The sequence below is a fragment of the Streptomyces diastatochromogenes genome, assembly GCF_002242805.1.
GTDB classification, from domain to species: domain Bacteria; phylum Actinomycetota; class Actinomycetes; order Streptomycetales; family Streptomycetaceae; genus Streptomyces; species Streptomyces diastatochromogenes.
On the sequence record NZ_MCGQ01000007.1, the window covers coordinates 499,678 to 514,297 of the forward strand.

The 14,620-nt window shown below is 71.2% G+C and carries 15 protein-coding genes; 5 read left to right on the plus strand and 10 right to left on the minus strand.

Translation table 11 applies throughout. The features are described from left to right. Positions 1–100: 100 nt before the first annotated feature. Entirely contained in the window at positions 101–712 is a 612-nt protein-coding gene (locus BEK98_RS06745) for a response regulator transcription factor (protein WP_003948568.1), read from the minus strand. A 381-nt stretch (positions 713–1,093) separates the two neighbouring features. Here BEK98_RS06745 and BEK98_RS06750 point away from each other — a divergent pair, with 381 nt between their 5' ends. Further along, the gene (locus tag BEK98_RS06750) at positions 1,094–1,423 is read left to right on the plus strand and encodes a WhiB family transcriptional regulator (RefSeq protein WP_094215465.1); all 330 of its coding nucleotides are present in this window, start codon (positions 1,094–1,096) and stop codon (positions 1,421–1,423) included. A 97-nt stretch (positions 1,424–1,520) separates the two neighbouring features. Here the strand turns inward: BEK98_RS06750 and BEK98_RS06755 are convergent, their stop codons facing one another. After that, positions 1,521–2,420: a LysR family transcriptional regulator gene (locus tag BEK98_RS06755; protein ID WP_094215466.1), complete on the minus strand. Its 900-nt coding sequence runs from the start codon at positions 2,418–2,420 to the stop codon at positions 1,521–1,523. Between the two features lie 80 nt (positions 2,421–2,500). Here BEK98_RS06755 and BEK98_RS06760 point away from each other — a divergent pair, with 80 nt between their 5' ends. The 3 genes from BEK98_RS06760 (at position 2,501) to BEK98_RS06770 (ending at position 4,777) form a co-directional block, all read left to right on the plus strand. Next, positions 2,501–3,169 (plus strand): MOSC domain-containing protein, encoded by a 669-nt coding sequence (locus tag BEK98_RS06760; RefSeq protein ID WP_094215467.1) that lies wholly within the window; start codon positions 2,501–2,503, stop codon positions 3,167–3,169. Between the two features lie 52 nt (positions 3,170–3,221). After that, entirely contained in the window at positions 3,222–3,995 is a 774-nt protein-coding gene (locus BEK98_RS06765; RefSeq protein ID WP_094215468.1) for an SDR family NAD(P)-dependent oxidoreductase, read from the plus strand. Between the two features lie 74 nt (positions 3,996–4,069). Continuing rightward, positions 4,070–4,777 carry an ester cyclase gene (locus BEK98_RS06770; protein WP_094215469.1) on the plus strand — a complete coding sequence of 236 codons (708 nt, stop codon included), beginning with the start codon at positions 4,070–4,072 and terminating at the stop codon, positions 4,775–4,777. A gap of 58 nt (positions 4,778–4,835) precedes the next feature. Here the strand turns inward: BEK98_RS06770 and groL are convergent, their stop codons facing one another. The 4 genes from groL to BEK98_RS06790 all read right to left on the minus strand — a co-directional run bounded on the left by groL (position 4,836) and on the right by BEK98_RS06790 (position 8,946). Then, complete coding sequence (groL, locus tag BEK98_RS06775; RefSeq protein WP_094215470.1) at positions 4,836–6,464, minus strand: chaperonin GroEL; 1,629 nt, start codon at positions 6,462–6,464, stop codon at positions 4,836–4,838. Positions 6,465–6,584: 120 nt separating this feature from the next. Beyond that, complete coding sequence (groES, locus tag BEK98_RS06780) at positions 6,585–6,893, minus strand: co-chaperone GroES (RefSeq protein ID WP_094215471.1); 309 nt, start codon at positions 6,891–6,893, stop codon at positions 6,585–6,587. Positions 6,894–7,174: 281 nt separating this feature from the next. Beyond that, positions 7,175–8,020 carry a polysaccharide deacetylase family protein gene (locus BEK98_RS06785; RefSeq protein ID WP_244201767.1) on the minus strand — a complete coding sequence of 282 codons (846 nt, stop codon included), beginning with the start codon at positions 8,018–8,020 and terminating at the stop codon, positions 7,175–7,177. Next, on the minus strand, positions 8,017–8,946 hold the full coding sequence (locus tag BEK98_RS06790; RefSeq protein WP_208643031.1) for a polysaccharide deacetylase family protein: 930 nt from the start codon (positions 8,944–8,946) through the stop codon (positions 8,017–8,019). The genes BEK98_RS06785 and BEK98_RS06790 overlap by 4 nt, the downstream gene beginning before the upstream one ends. Positions 8,947–9,036: 90 nt before the next feature. Between BEK98_RS06790 and BEK98_RS06795 the strand changes: the two genes are divergently transcribed. Then, positions 9,037–10,209: a THUMP-like domain-containing protein gene (locus BEK98_RS06795; RefSeq protein WP_094215472.1), complete on the plus strand. Its 1,173-nt coding sequence runs from the start codon at positions 9,037–9,039 to the stop codon at positions 10,207–10,209. Between the two features lie 4 nt (positions 10,210–10,213). Here BEK98_RS06795 and BEK98_RS06800 read toward each other — a convergent pair whose 3' ends face one another. The 4 genes from BEK98_RS06800 to BEK98_RS06815 all read right to left on the minus strand — a co-directional run bounded on the left by BEK98_RS06800 (position 10,214) and on the right by BEK98_RS06815 (position 14,557). Next, entirely contained in the window at positions 10,214–11,524 is a 1,311-nt protein-coding gene (locus BEK98_RS06800; RefSeq protein ID WP_094215473.1) for an RNA polymerase sigma factor, read from the minus strand. A 45-nt stretch (positions 11,525–11,569) separates the two neighbouring features. Continuing rightward, positions 11,570–11,926 (minus strand): YciI family protein, encoded by a 357-nt coding sequence (locus BEK98_RS06805; RefSeq protein ID WP_094215474.1) that lies wholly within the window; start codon positions 11,924–11,926, stop codon positions 11,570–11,572. 129 nt (positions 11,927–12,055) lie between these two features. Further along, a complete protein-coding gene (locus BEK98_RS06810) occupies positions 12,056–13,417 on the minus strand; it encodes an FG-GAP-like repeat-containing protein (protein WP_094215475.1) in 1,362 nt (453 codons plus the stop codon). Between the two features lie 84 nt (positions 13,418–13,501). Then, positions 13,502–14,557 (minus strand): LCP family protein, encoded by a 1,056-nt coding sequence (locus BEK98_RS06815; protein WP_208643032.1) that lies wholly within the window; start codon positions 14,555–14,557, stop codon positions 13,502–13,504. Positions 14,558–14,620: the final 63 nt, after the last annotated feature.

The following is a 14,620-nucleotide window of genomic DNA, read 5'->3' on the forward strand; positions in this document are numbered from 1 at the left end:
GATCCACCACTCACCCCACCTCGACCCGCCCATGGGCAGCCACCACTGGTGAGCCGGGCCGGAGGCTGCGTGCCTGCGGCCGGCTCTCCCAGTGCGGGTGCTAGCGGACCAGGCCCCAGCGGAAGCCCAGGGCCACCGCGTGGGCGCGGTCCGAGGCGCCGAGCTTCTTGAAGAGGCGGCGGGCGTGGGTCTTGACCGTGTCCTCGGAGAGGAACAGCTCGCGGCCGATCTCGGCGTTGGAGCGGCCGTGACTCATGCCCTCCAGCACCTGGATCTCGCGCGCGGTGAGGGTGGGCGCGGCGCCCATCTCGGCCGAGCGGAGGCGGCGGGGGGCGAGACGCCAGGTCGGGTCGGCGAGGGCCTGCGTGACCGTGGCCCGCAGCTCCGCGCGCGAGGCGTCCTTGTGCAGGTAGCCCCGGGCGCCGGCGGCGACCGCGAGGGCCACTCCGTCCAGGTCCTCGGCGACGGTCAGCATGATGATGCGCGCGCCCGGGTCGGCGGACAGCAGCCGGCGCACGGTCTCGACGCCGCCCAGGCCGGGCATGCGCACGTCCATCAGGATGAGATCGGAGCGGTCGGCGCCCCAGCGGCGGAGGACTTCCTCGCCGTTGGCCGCCGTCGTCACGCGCTCGACGCCGGGCACGGTCGCGACCGCGCGGCGGAGCGCCTCTCGGGCAAGCGGGGAGTCGTCGCAGACGAGGACGGATGTCATGACCGCCCTCCGCAGCTGATGCGCGTCACCTTGAGCCTCCAGGCTGGTACGGAATCGTCACCTGTGCGGTCGACCGTCTCGGACGCCTGCCCGAGCGCTTGTGTTTTCAACCGCCTCCGCACTCTCAACGACGGTCACTCGAAAGAGTTACGGGGCTGCGTGCCGTCTTCGGCACTCTACGTGAGGGCGTCGACACGGTGCAGACATGCCCAACGGACCCTCAACTTTTCATCACAACCTATGCCCCATTTAGCCGTTTTTGCTCCCGTTTCTCAGTGTCTGGAGCTAGATTCGCAATGAGTCATATTTTCATCTCCTTAGACCGGAGATGTACGGTCGATGGCACCGTATCCGCCCAGCACGGCTACAAGGGGTCACGTAATGGCAGATTTCTCCCGCCTTCCCGGACCGAACGCGGACCTGTGGGACTGGCAGTTGCTCGCTGCCTGCCGCGGGGTGGACAGCTCGCTCTTCTTCCACCCGGAGGGCGAGCGCGGGGCGGCTCGGAGCGCTCGCGAGAACTCGGCCAAGGAGGTCTGCATGAGGTGCCCGGTCCGTGCGGAGTGCGCGGCGCACGCGCTGGCGGTGCGCGAGCCGTACGGCGTCTGGGGCGGCCTGACCGAGGACGAGCGCGAAGAGTTGATGGGGCGGGCGCGCAACCGCCTGGTGTCGGCATCGACCACCAGCGGGGGCACCGCACCGCACGCCTGAAGGAACGTTTCTGCAGTAACTACGAATATGCGAATAGCTGCGCACCCGGGCACACGTACGTGTGCCCGTGCCCCTTGAGAGGAGCCCGTCACCGGCGTTACTGCCGCCCGGCCGCCCGGGCCAGTTGCTCCAGCGTCGCCGCCACGGCCGGCACCTGGGCCAGGTCGGGCAGGGTGAGAGCGACGATCTGCCGTCGTACCGCGGGTTCCAGCGCCACCGTGCGCACTCCCCGGGGCCGTACCGACTCCACCGCGAGCTGCGGCAGCACGGCGACGCCGAGGCCCGCGCCGACCAGGCCGACCACCGCCGGATAGTCGTCGGTGGCGAAGTCGATGCGGGGCGTGAAGCCGGCGCTCTCGCACACCTGCACCAGCTGGCCGCGGCAGCGCGGGCAGCCCGCGATCCAGGGCTCCCGGGCCAACTCCCCGATGGCGACGGACTCCGCGCGCGCGAGCCGGTGCCGTTCGGGCACCAGGGCGACCAGACGGTCGGTCAGCAGGGGCCGTACGACGAGGTCGTCCCACTCCTCGGCGACCGCGGCTCCCTCGTAACGGAAAGCGAGCGCCAGGTCGCAGTCGCCCTCGCGCAGCAGTTCGACGGACTTCGGGGGCTCGGCCTCCTCCAGGGAGACGCGGGTGCCGGGGTGGGCGGCGCGCAGGGCGGCCAGGGCGGTGGGGACCAGGGTGGAGCTGCCGCTCGGGAAGGAGACCAGCCGGACCCGGCCGGCCCTCAGGCCCGCGATGGCGGCGACCTCCTCCTCGGCAGCGGTGAGCCCGGCGAGGATCCCGGAGGCGTGCCGGACCAGGGCCTCGCCGGCCTGGGTCAGGCGCATCTCGCGGCCGCTGCGGACCAGCAGCGGGGTGCCGACCGAGGTTTCGAGTGCCTTCATCTGCTGACTGACGGCGGGCTGGGTGCAGCCCAGCTCGCGCCCGGCCGCCGAGAAGGATCCGGTGGTGGCGACGGCGCGCAGGACGCGGAGATGACGGGCCTCGATCACCCCCCGAGCATAAGCCTGACTTGGACCTGGCGCCGCATATTGCGTCGACGCTTTGGGGTGCGGTCCCGTACCGTCGGAGCATGAAGCTTCTCTCGGTCAATCTGGGCAGCCCGCAGCCGGTGCCGTACACGGACCAGGCGGAGGGTGTGACCGGCATCGACAAGCGGCCGGCGGACGGGCCGGTGCGGGTGGCGGCTCCCGGGCCCAAGGGGGTCGGCGGGAGCGGGCTGGCCGGGGACGCGGTGTGCGAGCTGCGCCACCACGGCGGCTACGACCAGGCGGTGTACGCCTTCGCGCGCGAGGACCTCGACGACTGGGAGCGGGAGCTGGACAGGCCGTTGGCCGATGGCTGCTTCGGCGAGAACCTCACGACGGAGGGTCTGGACGTGTCCGGGGCGCTGATCGGCGAGCGCTGGCGGATCGGGTCCGAGGTGGTGCTGGAGGTGACGTCGGGGCGGATCCCGTGCCGTACGTTCCAGGGCCATTTGGGCGAGCGGGGCTGGGTGAAGAGGTTCACCCAGAAGGGCGCGACGGGTGCCTACCTGCGGGTGATCGAACCGGGTGAGATCCGGGCGGGCGATCCGATCGAGATCGTGCACCGGCCGGACCACTCGGTGACGGTGGCCATGCAGTTCCGCGCGGTCACCACCGAGCGGGAGCTGCTGCCGCAGCTGCTAGTGGCGGGCGAGGCGCTGCACTCCGAGACGCTGGCCACGGCCCGCAAGTACGTCGCCGGACAGGACCGCTGAAGAGCCGTCACCGTCAGCGGACTGTGTCGGTCCGGGTCACTACCCTTGGGCCATGACAACGGCTCTGATTACGGGATCGACCGCGGGAATCGGTGCCGCGTTCGCGCGGCGGCTGGCGGCTGACGGGCATGACCTCGTCCTGGTGGCCCGGGACGGCAGACGGCTGCGCGAGCAGGCGACCGAGCTGCACGACCGGCACGGCATCGAGGCCGAGGTGCTGAGCGCCGACCTCGCCGAGGACAAGGGTATCGAGGCGGTGGCCGACCGGCTCGGCGACCGGAAGAACCCGGTCGACCTGCTGATCAACAACGCCGGCTTCGGCAACAAGGGCCGCTATCTCGAAGTGTCCATGGCCGACGAGCTGCGGATGCTCAAGGTGCACTGCGAGGCGGTGCTGCGGCTGACGTCGGCGGCGTCCGAGGCGATGCGGGAGCGCGGGCGCGGCGGGGTGGTGAACGTCGCCTCGGTGGCGGCCTTCGTGCCCCGGGGCACCTACGGCGCCTCGAAGGCCTGGGTCGTGCAGTTCACCCAGGGCGCGGCGAAGGACCTGGCGGGCAGCGGCGTGCGGCTGATGGCGCTGTGCCCCGGCTTCGTGCGCACCGAGTTCCACGAGCGGGCCGGGATGGGCACGGACAACATCCCGGGCTGGATGTGGCTGGACGCGGACAAGCTGGTCGCGGCGGCCCTGGCCGACCTCGCGCGCGGGAAGACGCTGTCCATCCCGGACCCCCGGTACAAGGCGCTGATGGGACTGGTGAAGGTCGCCCCGCGCGGGCTGATGGGCGGCATCAGCTCGAAGACGGGCCGCAAGTACGGGCCCCAGTAGGACGGGTGGCGTCCGCGTTCCGGTGGGAAAATGGGCCTGACGGATCCGGACCCAGGGGGCCGGGAGGCGGCGCCATGACGTTCGTACAGCTCATCGATTGCAGGACCAGCCGGCTCGACGAGATGAACCGGCTGATGGACCAGTGGGTCGAACAGACCAAGGGGAAGCGGACCGCGACGCACGCGGTGGTCGGCAAGGACCGATCGGACGCGTCGCACGTCATCGAGATCGTGGAGTTCCCGTCGTACGAGGAGGCGATGCGGAACTCGAACCTGCCGGAGACCGACCGGATCTACCGGGAGCTGGTCGCCCTGTGCGACGAGATGCCGACGTTCACGGACCTGGACGTGGTGCGTGACGAGCCGTTGTACGCGGCCCAGGCGCGCCGGTTCTTCGACACCGTCGCGCTCCAGGGGCCGTTGCCCGCGCTGAACGACCTGATCGCGGAGCACTACCACGACCACGATCCGGCCAATGAGCAGGACACGCTCGGGCTGGACAACATGCGGCGTGAGATCGAGATGTGGCGGCGCGCCTTCGACTTCACGTTCACCATCGAGGACCAGATCACCCAGGTGGACCGGGTCTGCACCCGCTGGAGCTGGAACGGCATCCAGAAGGACGAGTTCATGGGCCTGCCCAACACCGGCCGCCAGGTGTCGATGACCGGGACGACCGTCTTCCGGTTCGACCGCGACGGCAAGATCCTCGAGGGCTGGTGGCAGTACGACCGGCTCGGGCTGCTGGGGCAGTTGGGCGCGCTGGACGCGCTGGAGACCTAGGACGGAACGCGAAGGCCCGGCACCCCGAGGGGGTGCCGGGCCTCAGTGCTGAGGTGCCTCAGTGGGAGTGGCCGTGACCGTGGCCGTGGCCCGCCTCGGCCGGCTCCTCTTCCTTCTTCTCGACGACCAGGGTCTCGGTCGTGAGCAGCAGGGAGGCGATGGAGGCGGCGTTCTCCAGGGCGGAGCGGGTGACCTTGACCGGGTCGATGACGCCGGCCTTGACCAGGTCGCCGTACTCGCCGGAGGCGGCGTTGTAGCCGTTGCCCTTCTCCAGCTCCGCCACCTTGGAGACGATGACGTAGCCCTCGAGGCCGGCGTTCTCGGCGATCCAGCGCAGCGGCTCGACGGCGGCGCGGCGGACGACCGCGACACCCGTGGCCTCGTCGCCGGTCTTGCCGAGGTTGCCCTCCAGGACCTTGACGGCGTGGACCAGCGCGGAGCCACCACCGGAGACGATGCCCTCCTCGACCGCGGCGCGGGTCGCGGAGATGGCGTCCTCCAGACGGTGCTTCTTCTCCTTCAGCTCCACCTCGGTGGCGGCGCCGACCTTGATCACGCACACGCCGCCGGCCAGCTTCGCAAGGCGCTCCTGGAGCTTCTCGCGGTCCCAGTCGGAGTCGGTGTTCTCGATCTCGGCCTTGATCTGGGCGACGCGGCCGTGGACGGCCGAGGTGTCGCCGGCACCGTCGACGATGGTCGTGTCGTCCTTGGTGACCGTCACGCGGCGGGCGGAGCCCAGCACGTCCAGGCCGGCCTGGTCGAGCTTGAGGCCGACCTCCTCGGAGATGACCGTGGCGCCGGTGAGGACCGCCATGTCCTCCAGCATCGCCTTGCGGCGGTCACCGAAGCCGGGGGCCTTGACCGCGACCGCGTTGAAGGTGCCGCGGATCTTGTTGACGACCAGGGTCGACAGGGCCTCGCCCTCGAGGTCCTCGGCGATGATCAGCAGCGGCTTGGAGGCACCCGACTGGATGACCTTCTCCAGCAGCGGCAGCAGGTCCTGGATGGAGGAGATCTTGCCCTGGTTGATGAGGATGTACGGGTCCTCCAGGACGGCCTCCATGCGCTCCTGGTCCGTCACGAAGTACGGCGACAGGTAGCCCTTGTCGAAGGCCATGCCCTCGGTGAAGTCCAGCTCCAGACCGAAGGTGTTGGACTCCTCGACGGTGATGACACCGTCCTTGCCGACCTTGTCCATCGCCTCGGCGATCAGCTCGCCGACCTGCTGGTCCTGGGCGGACAGCGCGGCGACGGCGGCGATGTCGGACTTCTCCTCGATCGGGCGGGCCGAGGCGAGGAGGTCCTCGGAGACGGCGGCGACGGCCGCGTCGATGCCCTTCTTCAGGGCGGCCGGGGAGGCACCGGCGGCGACGTTCTTCAGGCCCTCGCGGACCAGCGCCTGGGCGAGCACGGTGGCGGTGGTGGTGCCGTCACCAGCGATGTCGTTGGTCTTGGTCGCCACCTCCTTCACCAGCTGGGCGCCGAGGTTCTCGTACGGGTCCTCGACCTCGATCTCACGGGCGATCGTGACACCGTCGTTGGTGATGGTGGGGGCGCCGAACTTCTTGTCGATGACGACGTTGCGGCCCTTGGGGCCGATCGTCACCTTCACCGTGTCGGCCAGCTTGTTGACGCCGCGCTCGAGGGCGCGACGGGCGTCCTCGTCGAACTTCAGGATCTTCGCCATGACAGCGGGAGCCCTCTCGAAATCTGTGGGTGAAAAAAGAACTGCGCCCCGGGCGCCCGGCTTCTCAGATGGTCGCGGGGGCCAGGGGCGCAGCTGGGAGCAACTGAGTGCTCGAGGTGATTACTTCTCGATGATCGCGAGGACGTCGCGAGCCGAGAGGACGAGGTACTCCTCGCCGTTGTACTTCACCTCGGTGCCGCCGTACTTGCTGTACAGGACGATGTCGCCGACCTTGACGTCGAGCGGAAGGCGCTCGCCGTTCTCGAAGCGACCCGGGCCCACGGCGAGGACAGCGCCCTCCTGGGGCTTCTCCTTCGCGGTGTCCGGGATGACCAGGCCAGAGGCGGTGGTCTGCTCGGCGTCGAGCGGCTGGACCACGATGCGGTCCTCGAGCGGCTTGATGGCAACCTTGGAGCTGGTGGTCGTCACGATCCGACCTCCCCCTTCGGAGATCTCACGGGGTTAACTGTCTGAGGTGGCGACCAGGTGGATCCGTCGTCGCGGGTGCCGGACCTGCCCGTCGCGTATTTGGCACTCTCATCTGCCGAGTGCCAGAGCCGAGACTATGACCGTGATTAGCACTCGGTCAAGCGGAGTGCCAACGCCTGCGGCGCGTCGGCGGAGAAATCGGCCTGAACGGCCTCGTCCTCAAACGCCGGACGGGCTGGTTGACGCGGACGGCGCTGAAAAGAACCGTTGCCGAAGAACCGTTACAGGTAGTCCTCAAGGCGGCCCACCGTAAGTCCCCTTGCCTGGACGCGGCGCAGCAGGCGCGCCGTGCGTTCCTTCAGGGTGGGGCCGGTGGCCTCGTCGGGGCCGACCAGGACGATGTCGCCCGGGCGCAGGTGGCGCTCTCCGTGGGCGTAGGCGATGCCGTCGGAGGTCATGGCGGCGCGCCACAGGACGAGTGTGGAGATGCCGCAGTCGGCGGCCGCGCGCAGGGTGGTGGTGTCGTACGTGCCGTAGGGCGGGCGGAAGAGGCGGGGGCGGATGCCGAAGCGGGACCTGAGTTTGTCCTGCTGGCCGCAGATCTCGGCGCGCTGGCCGGCGTACGGCAGTCCGGGCATCGCCGGGTGGTCGAGGGTGTGGTTCTCGATGTCGGCGCCGACGGCGCGCAGGCGGGCGAAGTGGCCGTAGCCGGGGCCGACGACGCTGTCGGTGAGGAAGAAGCTGACCGGCAGCCGGAGGTCGCGGACCATGTCGACGAAGCGCGGGTCGCGTTCGGCGCCGTCGTCGTAGGTGAGGAAGACGACCTTGTCGGTGGTGGCGACGTGGTCCACGACCCGGGGCGGGAAGGCGCCCGCCCGGTGGGCCGTCGGGTGGCGGGCCGGGTGGCGGGGCGGGGCGGCGAGCGGGGCGGCCAAGCCCCAGCGGCGGTACGCCTGGCTGCCGGCCGGGCTCGGCTGCCGTACGCCTTGGGCCGCGCGTTTGCCGAGGCGTTCGATGGGGTCGACCGACTGGGCGCAGCCGGTGAGGAGGAGGGCCGAGGCGAGTACGGCGGCCAGCCCGGCCCGTACCCCTCCCGGACCGCGCCCCGGTCGCGCCCGGCGCCTCACAGGTAGTCCTCCAGGCGTGCCACGGCGTACCCCTCGCGCGTGACCTTGTTCAGGAAGCGGCGCATGTCGTCGACCATCGTGCCGTCCCAGTCTTCGCGGCCGCGGAAGTGGGTGAGCACGATGTCGCCGGGGTGCAGGTTCTTGTCGTCCTCGCGGTACTCCCAGTGGTCGACGAAGACCTCCTCGTCCCAGATCGGCGCGTACTTGATCCCGCAGGACTTGGCGGCGCGCAGGGTGTCGCCGTTGTAGTTGCCGTAGGGCGGGCGGAAGACGGTCGGTGCCTTGCCGAACCGCCGCTTCATGACGGCCTGCATGCCGCAGATCTCGTCCTTCTGCTCCTCGTAGGAGAGTCCGGGCAGGTAGGGGTGGGTGAGGGTGTGGTTGTTGAGGGTGTGCCCCTCGGACTGCATCCGGCGGAAGTAGCCGTAGTCGTCCTTGACGAGGTAGTTGCTGAGGAAGGCCGTGTAGGGGATCTTCAGGTCGCTCATCATGCGCAGGAACGCCGGGTCCTTCTCGGCGCCGTCGTCGATGGTGAGGAAGACGACCTTCTGCCTGGTGGGGACGGTGGTGAAGACCGGCGGCAGGTTCTCCTCCTCCTGGCCGTCCACCTCGAAGCCGTCGCGCGCGGTGATCTTCGGCTTCCTCGCCGGTGGCGCAGGGGGTCTCAGCGGGACCTCGTCGAGGTTCCAGTGCCGGGCGGCGGCGACCAGGCGGGCATGTTCGGCGGCGAGGCGGGCCTGCGGGTCCACCGGCCCGCCGTGGCCGCCGTGGCCGCCCTGGCCGGGGGCGCCCTGGGCTCCGGGGTCCGAGCCGAGGGCGGCACAGCCGGAGAGAAGGGCGGTGGAGGCCAGCGCGGCTGCCGCGCAGCGGAGGGCGAGCTTCGGAAGCCGTGCCCGACTTTTGTCATTTTGTACTACTACTCGCATGGCGTCGGATCCTTCCAGCCCCGGGCCCCGAACCCGGTCCGACACCGCCGCCGGAGGCGCACCATCCACCGACTGGCCCACAATGACCCGGTGAACGACCTCGCCCTTCTCCTCACCCCCGAAGGCCGCGCCCTCCTCGACGAGGTGCGCGACACCGACCCCGCACAGGAGCTGGCCGTCGCCACCCGGCTGCGCCGCGAGCACCCCGCCGAACTGGTGTCGGCGGCGCTGGGGCAGGCCCGGCTGCGGCAGCGGGCGGTGGCGAAGTTCGGGGCCGAGGACGCGCGGCGGATGTACTTCACGCCGAACGGGGTCGAGCAGTCGACCCGGGCGAGCGTGGCGGCGTACCGGGCGGGCCGTATGCGGGAGCTGGGCGTGACCTCGGTCGCCGACCTGTGCTGCGGGATCGGCGGCGACGCGATCGCGCTGGCCCGGGCCGGGATCCGGGTGCTGGCCGTGGACCGGGATCCGCTGACGGCGGCCGCGGCCCGGGCGAACGCCGAGGCGCTGGGGCTCGCCGGGCTGATCGAGGTGCGGGAGGCGGACGTCACGGAGGTGGACACGGCGGGCTACGACGCCGTGTTCGTGGACCCGGCGCGCCGGGGCGGGCGGGGCAGGATCTTCGACCCGGAGGCCTACTCACCGCCCCTGTCCTGGGCGGTCGCCACGGCCCTCGCCGCTCCCCGCGCCGCCCTGAAGATCGCCCCCGGCATCCCGCACGAGGCGATTCCCGCCGAGGCCGAGGCCGAGTGGATCTCGGACGGTGGGGACGTGAAAGAGGCGGTGCTGTGGTTCGGGGCCGGGACGCCGGGAAGCGTGCGGGCCACGCTGCTGCCCGGCCCGCGCACGCTGCTCGGCCGGGGGCTGCCCGATCCCCGGGTACGCCCGGTCGGAAGGTACTTGTACGAGCCCGACGGCGCCGTCATCCGTGCCCATCTGGTCGCGGAGGTGGCCGAGGAGGTCGGCGGCGGCCTGGTCGACGAGACCATCGCGTACGTCACGTCCGACGAACTGCGCCCGACGCCCTACGCCTCGGCCTACGAGATCACCGACCGACTCCCCTTCAACGTCAAGAAGTTGAAGGCCCTGCTGCGGGAGCGGGAGGTCGGCACGCTGACCGTGAAGAAGCGGGGGTCGGCGGTGGAACCGGAGGAACTGCGCCGGAAGGTCAAGCCGCAGGGACCCCACGCGGCGACCGTGTTCCTGACCCGGGTCGCGGGGGCCCCGACCATGCTGATCGGCGCCCCCGCACAGCCGCTGTAAACCCTCACTGACCAGGAAGGGAACGCAGTTTCGCCCGCAACAGCCGGCGCTCGCTCTCGTTGCGCGCCAGCCCCGCTGCCCGTGCGAACTCCTCGCGCGCCTCGGCGGTGCGCCCCAGCCGCGCCAGCAGGTCGCCGCGCACGCTGGGCAGCAGGTGGTAGTCGCGCAGGGCGGGTTCGGCGGTCAGGGCGTCGACCAGCTTCAGACCCTCGGCCGGGCCCTCGGCCATCGACACGGCGACGGCGCGGTTCAGCTCGACGACCGGGGACGGGGCGCGGGAGGCGAGCAGGCCGTACAGGGTGGCGATGGTCCGCCAGTCGGTCTCCTCGTAGGAGTACGCGTGCGCGTGGCAGGCGGCGATGGCGGCCTGGAGGGCGTAGCGGCCGGGGGCGCCGGTGGCGGTGGCGTCGGCGCGGTCGAGGGCCCGGATGCCGCGGGCGACGAGCATGCGGTTCCAGCGGCGGCGGTTCTGGTCCTTCAGGAGCACCGGTGTGCCGTCGGGGCCGGTGCGGGCGGCGGTGCGGGAGGCCTGGAACTCCAGGAGCGAGGTCAGGGCGTGCACCTCGGGCTCCTTGGGCATCAGGGCCGAGAGCACCCGGGCCAGGCGCAGGGCGTCCTCGCACAGGCCGGGGCGCAGCAGGTCGTCCCCGGCGGTGGCCGCGTATCCCTCGTTGAAGATCAGGTAGATGACGTCCAGGACGGAGCCGAGGCGGGCCTCGCGGTCGGGGCCGTACGGCACCTCGAAGGCGACGTTCTTCGTGGCGAGCGTCTTTTTCGCCCGGACGATGCGCTGGGCGATCGTCGGCTCCGGGACCAGGTAGGCCCGGGCGATCTCGGCCGTGGTCAGGCCGCCGAGCAGGCGCAGGGTGAGCGCGGTGCGGGCTTCCGGGGACAGCACCGGATGGCAGGTGGTGAAGACCAGCCGCAGCAGGTCGTCGTCGATGTCGTCCGGGTCGGCGGGCTCGTCGTACGACGCCGGGGCCGTGGTCTCCAGGTCCCGGCCGATCTCGGCGAGCTTGCGGGCGTAGGTCTCGCGGCGCCGGACCAGGTCGACGGCGCGGTGCCGCGCGGTGGCCATGAGCCAGGCGCCGGGGTTGTCGGGCACACCGTCCCTGGGCCACCGCTCCAGCGCCGCGACCAGCGCGTCCTGCGCCAGTTCCTCGGCGATGCCGACGTCCCGCACGATCCGGGCGACGCCGGCGACGACCCGGGGGGACTCCAGCCGGAAGACGGTCTCGATCGTGTGCGCCGCGGTCGGCTGTGCCGCGGTGGGCTGTGCCGCGGTGGGCTGTGCCGCGGTGGGCTGTGCTTCCACAGCCCACCATGCAACACCCCCGGACGGCCCTGGGCCAAGGACCGCTCAGCCCTCGGCGATCTCCCGCACCTCGCAGGTGACGGTCCAGAACTCCTCGTGGACCTGGAGGAACCGCTTGGTCCACTCCAGGGCCTCGGCCATGTCCTTGCACTGCATGATCGCGTAGCCGCCGACGACCTCCTTGGACTCGGTGAAGGGCCCGTCGGTGACGGAGATCTTCCCGCCCTCCCAGCGCGCGGTGGTGCCCTGGGCGGAGGGGGTCAGGCCGGCGGTGTCGAGCATGACCCCGGCCTTGGTGACCTCCTCGATCAGCCGGCCCATCCGCTGCATCAGCTCCTCGCTGGGGCCCTCGGCGGGGGCGGAGGCCTCGTCGATGCGCACGAGCGACAGATAGCGGGGCATGGTGACTCCTTCGGTCGGTGCGGCGGGGTCCGTCCCCGCCGCTCACCCATGCGTCGATCGGGAGACACCCGGATCGACACGCTCCCGGAAATTCCTCGAAGAAATTTTTTCCGGGGGCGTGCGGCGCCGCTACTTCAGCTCGGACCCGAATCCCGCCTTCGTGTACGGCGCTGCGACCGCCTTGCCGCCGAAGACGAGGGCCGCGTCCGTGACCACGCCCGTGGGGCGGCCGCGCAGGACCCAGACCGCGCCGTTGCCCGCGTCCTCGTTCGGCGCGGAGGCGGCCAGGTCGGCGTGTCCGTTGCCGTCGATGTCGACCAGGCCGACCGTGTAGCCGAAGGCGTCGTTGACCTCGGCGGTGCCGGGGACGCCCTTGGTGTTCTGGGTGAAGGCCTGCGCGCCGGTGCCGGTCAGGCCGGAGCGGCTGCCGCGCAGCACGTCGACCACGCCCTCGTCCTGGTTCTCGCCGGGCACGCCGACCGCCACGTCGTCGATGCCGTCGCCGGTGATGTCGCCGACGGCGACCGAGCGGCCGAACATGTCGTTCTCCTCCAGGGCGCCCGGGACGCCGGGGGTGTTCTGCGTGTACGACTTCCAGGTGTCCGGGGCGCCCAGGCCCGCGGCCGAGCCGTACGCCACCCAGATCTCCTCGTCCTCGGCGCGGCCGATGACGAGGTCGTCGACGCCGTCGCCGTTGACGTCCCCGATGGCCGCCGCGCGGTCCCCGGGGAAGTCGACGGACGGGGCGAAGCCCGAGGGGGTGCTGAGGTACACGTCGGTGCAGTGGCTTCCGTCGCCGCAGTACGAGGTGAGCGCGAGGTCGTCGCGGCCGTCGCCGTTGAGGTCGCCGGTGGCGCCGTCCTGGATGTCGATGTACTGGAGGTGGCCGGGGTCCAGGGGGGTCTTGGCGGCCGGGGTGCCGGTGCGCTTGAGCGGGCCCTTCCAGAGGGTGGCGGTGGTGCCGGCCGGGTCGTCGCCGCCGGAGAAGGTCGTGCGGAACAGGGCCAGGTCCAGCCGCCCGTCGCCGTCGAAGTCGCCGGTCTGGGTGTCGGCGGCGGGGACCGACGTACCGCCGGACAGTCCGCGTGGCCCGCCCCACACCACGACCGCGTCACCGGACGTGGAGCCGACGACCAGGTCCGCGTACCCGTCGCCGTCCAGGTCGCCCTTGGACAGCTGGAAGCCGAAGACCCCGCCCTTGGCCGGGCTGCCCGGGATGCCGGACGTGGCACGGCTGATGATCGTGCGGTGGCTGGTGGACAGGCCGTGCGGGCCGCCGTACATCACGGTCACGTAGCCCGCCCTGGCCTTGCCCCCGATCGTGGCCTGCGGGGCGCCGACGGCGAGGTCGGGGTAGCCGTCGCCGTTGAAGTCGTCGCGGACGGGCGCGGCCGTCTTCGTCGCGGACGCCTGCGGTACGGCGGCCCCGAGGGCGGTGAGGCCCAGGGCCAGCGGAAGCGCCCAACGGGCGTGCGAACGCAACGAGAACACCGGAAAACCCCCAGATGTACGGCGACTTGGTCACCGCAGGAGACTCACCGGCCACCCCCATGGTTGTACTGCCGGTGGTGCCGCTCAGCGCAGCGACGCCCACAGTTCGCTCGCCGCCGGTTCCTTCGCCACCACCCGGTTGGCGTCGGAGGGTGCCGTGACGACCGGCATCATCACCGTCTTCACCCGGTCGGCGGTGAGGCCCTTCAGGCTCTGGCCGAGCTTCATCAGTTCACCGAGGGAGTCCAGGCCGGTGTCCGTGGTGAGGCTGGCGGTCACCGCGTCGGCGACCTGGTAGAGCTTGGTCGGGTCGGCGAGGAGGTCGGTGTCGGCCATCTGCTCCAGCAGGGCCTTCACCAGCTTCTGCTGGAGGCCTATGCGGCCGAGGTCGCTGCCGTCGCCTATGCCGTGCCGGGTGCGGGCGAGGGCCAGGGCCTGGGTGCCGTCCAGGTGGTGGGTGCCGGCCTTGAGGTGCAGATGGCTTCTGTCGTCGTCGATGTCCTGGTCGGTGGTGACCGTGACCCCGCCGAGCGCGTCGACCAGCTTGGCGAAGCCGGAGAAGTCGATCTCCAGGTAGTGGTCCATGCGGACGCCGGTGATCGACTCGACGGTCTTGACCGCGCACACCGGACCACCCACCGAGTAGGCGCTGTTGAACATCGCGCTGTACGCCACCGCCGTGGAGCCGCCGGAGGACAGCGGGCAGGACGGGCGGGTGACGAGGGTGTCGCGCGGGATACTGACGACGGTCGCCTTCGTCCGGCCGGCGTCGATGTGCACCACCATCGCGGTGTCGGAGCGGGCGCCGGAGCTGTCGCCGCCGCCCAGCTCCTGGTTGGCCTTGCCGCTGCGCGAGTCGGAGCCGAGGACCAGGATGTTCAGGGCGCCGGTGGGCAGCGGGGAGGCGTCGGCCGAGGCGGTCGCGGCCGGGGTGGTCACCGCCTCCGCCGGGCGGTTGTCGCCGAGCGCGCTGTTGATGTCGACGCTCTTGATGTTGTTGTTGAGGTGCCAGTACGCGTAGCCGGCCGCGGCCACGCCCAGCACCAGGAATCCCGCCAGAGTGAGGCCGACGGCCTTCAGCGCTCTCGACCGCCGGCCCACCCGTCTGCCCGCGTCGCCCTGCTCCTCTTGTCGCGTCACGGGCAGGAACGTAAGTCCGAATTATTAGGGGACTGTTAGCGGAAGCCGTGAGAACCCGTTTTC

Coding starts and splice junctions, on each gene's coding strand:
- BEK98_RS06745 (WP_003948568.1), bottom strand. CDS start 712: ATGACATCCGTCCTCGTCTGCGACGACTCCCCGCTTGCCCGAGAGGCG.
- BEK98_RS06750 (WP_094215465.1), top strand. CDS start 1,094: ATGGCAGATTTCTCCCGCCTTCCCGGACCGAACGCGGACCTGTGGGAC.
- BEK98_RS06760 (WP_094215467.1), top strand. CDS start 2,501: ATGAAGCTTCTCTCGGTCAATCTGGGCAGCCCGCAGCCGGTGCCGTAC.
- BEK98_RS06765 (WP_094215468.1), top strand. CDS start 3,222: ATGACAACGGCTCTGATTACGGGATCGACCGCGGGAATCGGTGCCGCG.
- BEK98_RS06770 (WP_094215469.1), top strand. CDS start 4,070: ATGACGTTCGTACAGCTCATCGATTGCAGGACCAGCCGGCTCGACGAG.
- groL (WP_094215470.1), bottom strand. CDS start 6,464: ATGGCGAAGATCCTGAAGTTCGACGAGGACGCCCGTCGCGCCCTCGAG.
- BEK98_RS06790 (WP_208643031.1), bottom strand. CDS start 8,946: ATGCGAGTAGTAGTACAAAATGACAAAAGTCGGGCACGGCTTCCGAAG.
- BEK98_RS06805 (WP_094215474.1), bottom strand. CDS start 11,926: ATGCCCCGCTATCTGTCGCTCGTGCGCATCGACGAGGCCTCCGCCCCC.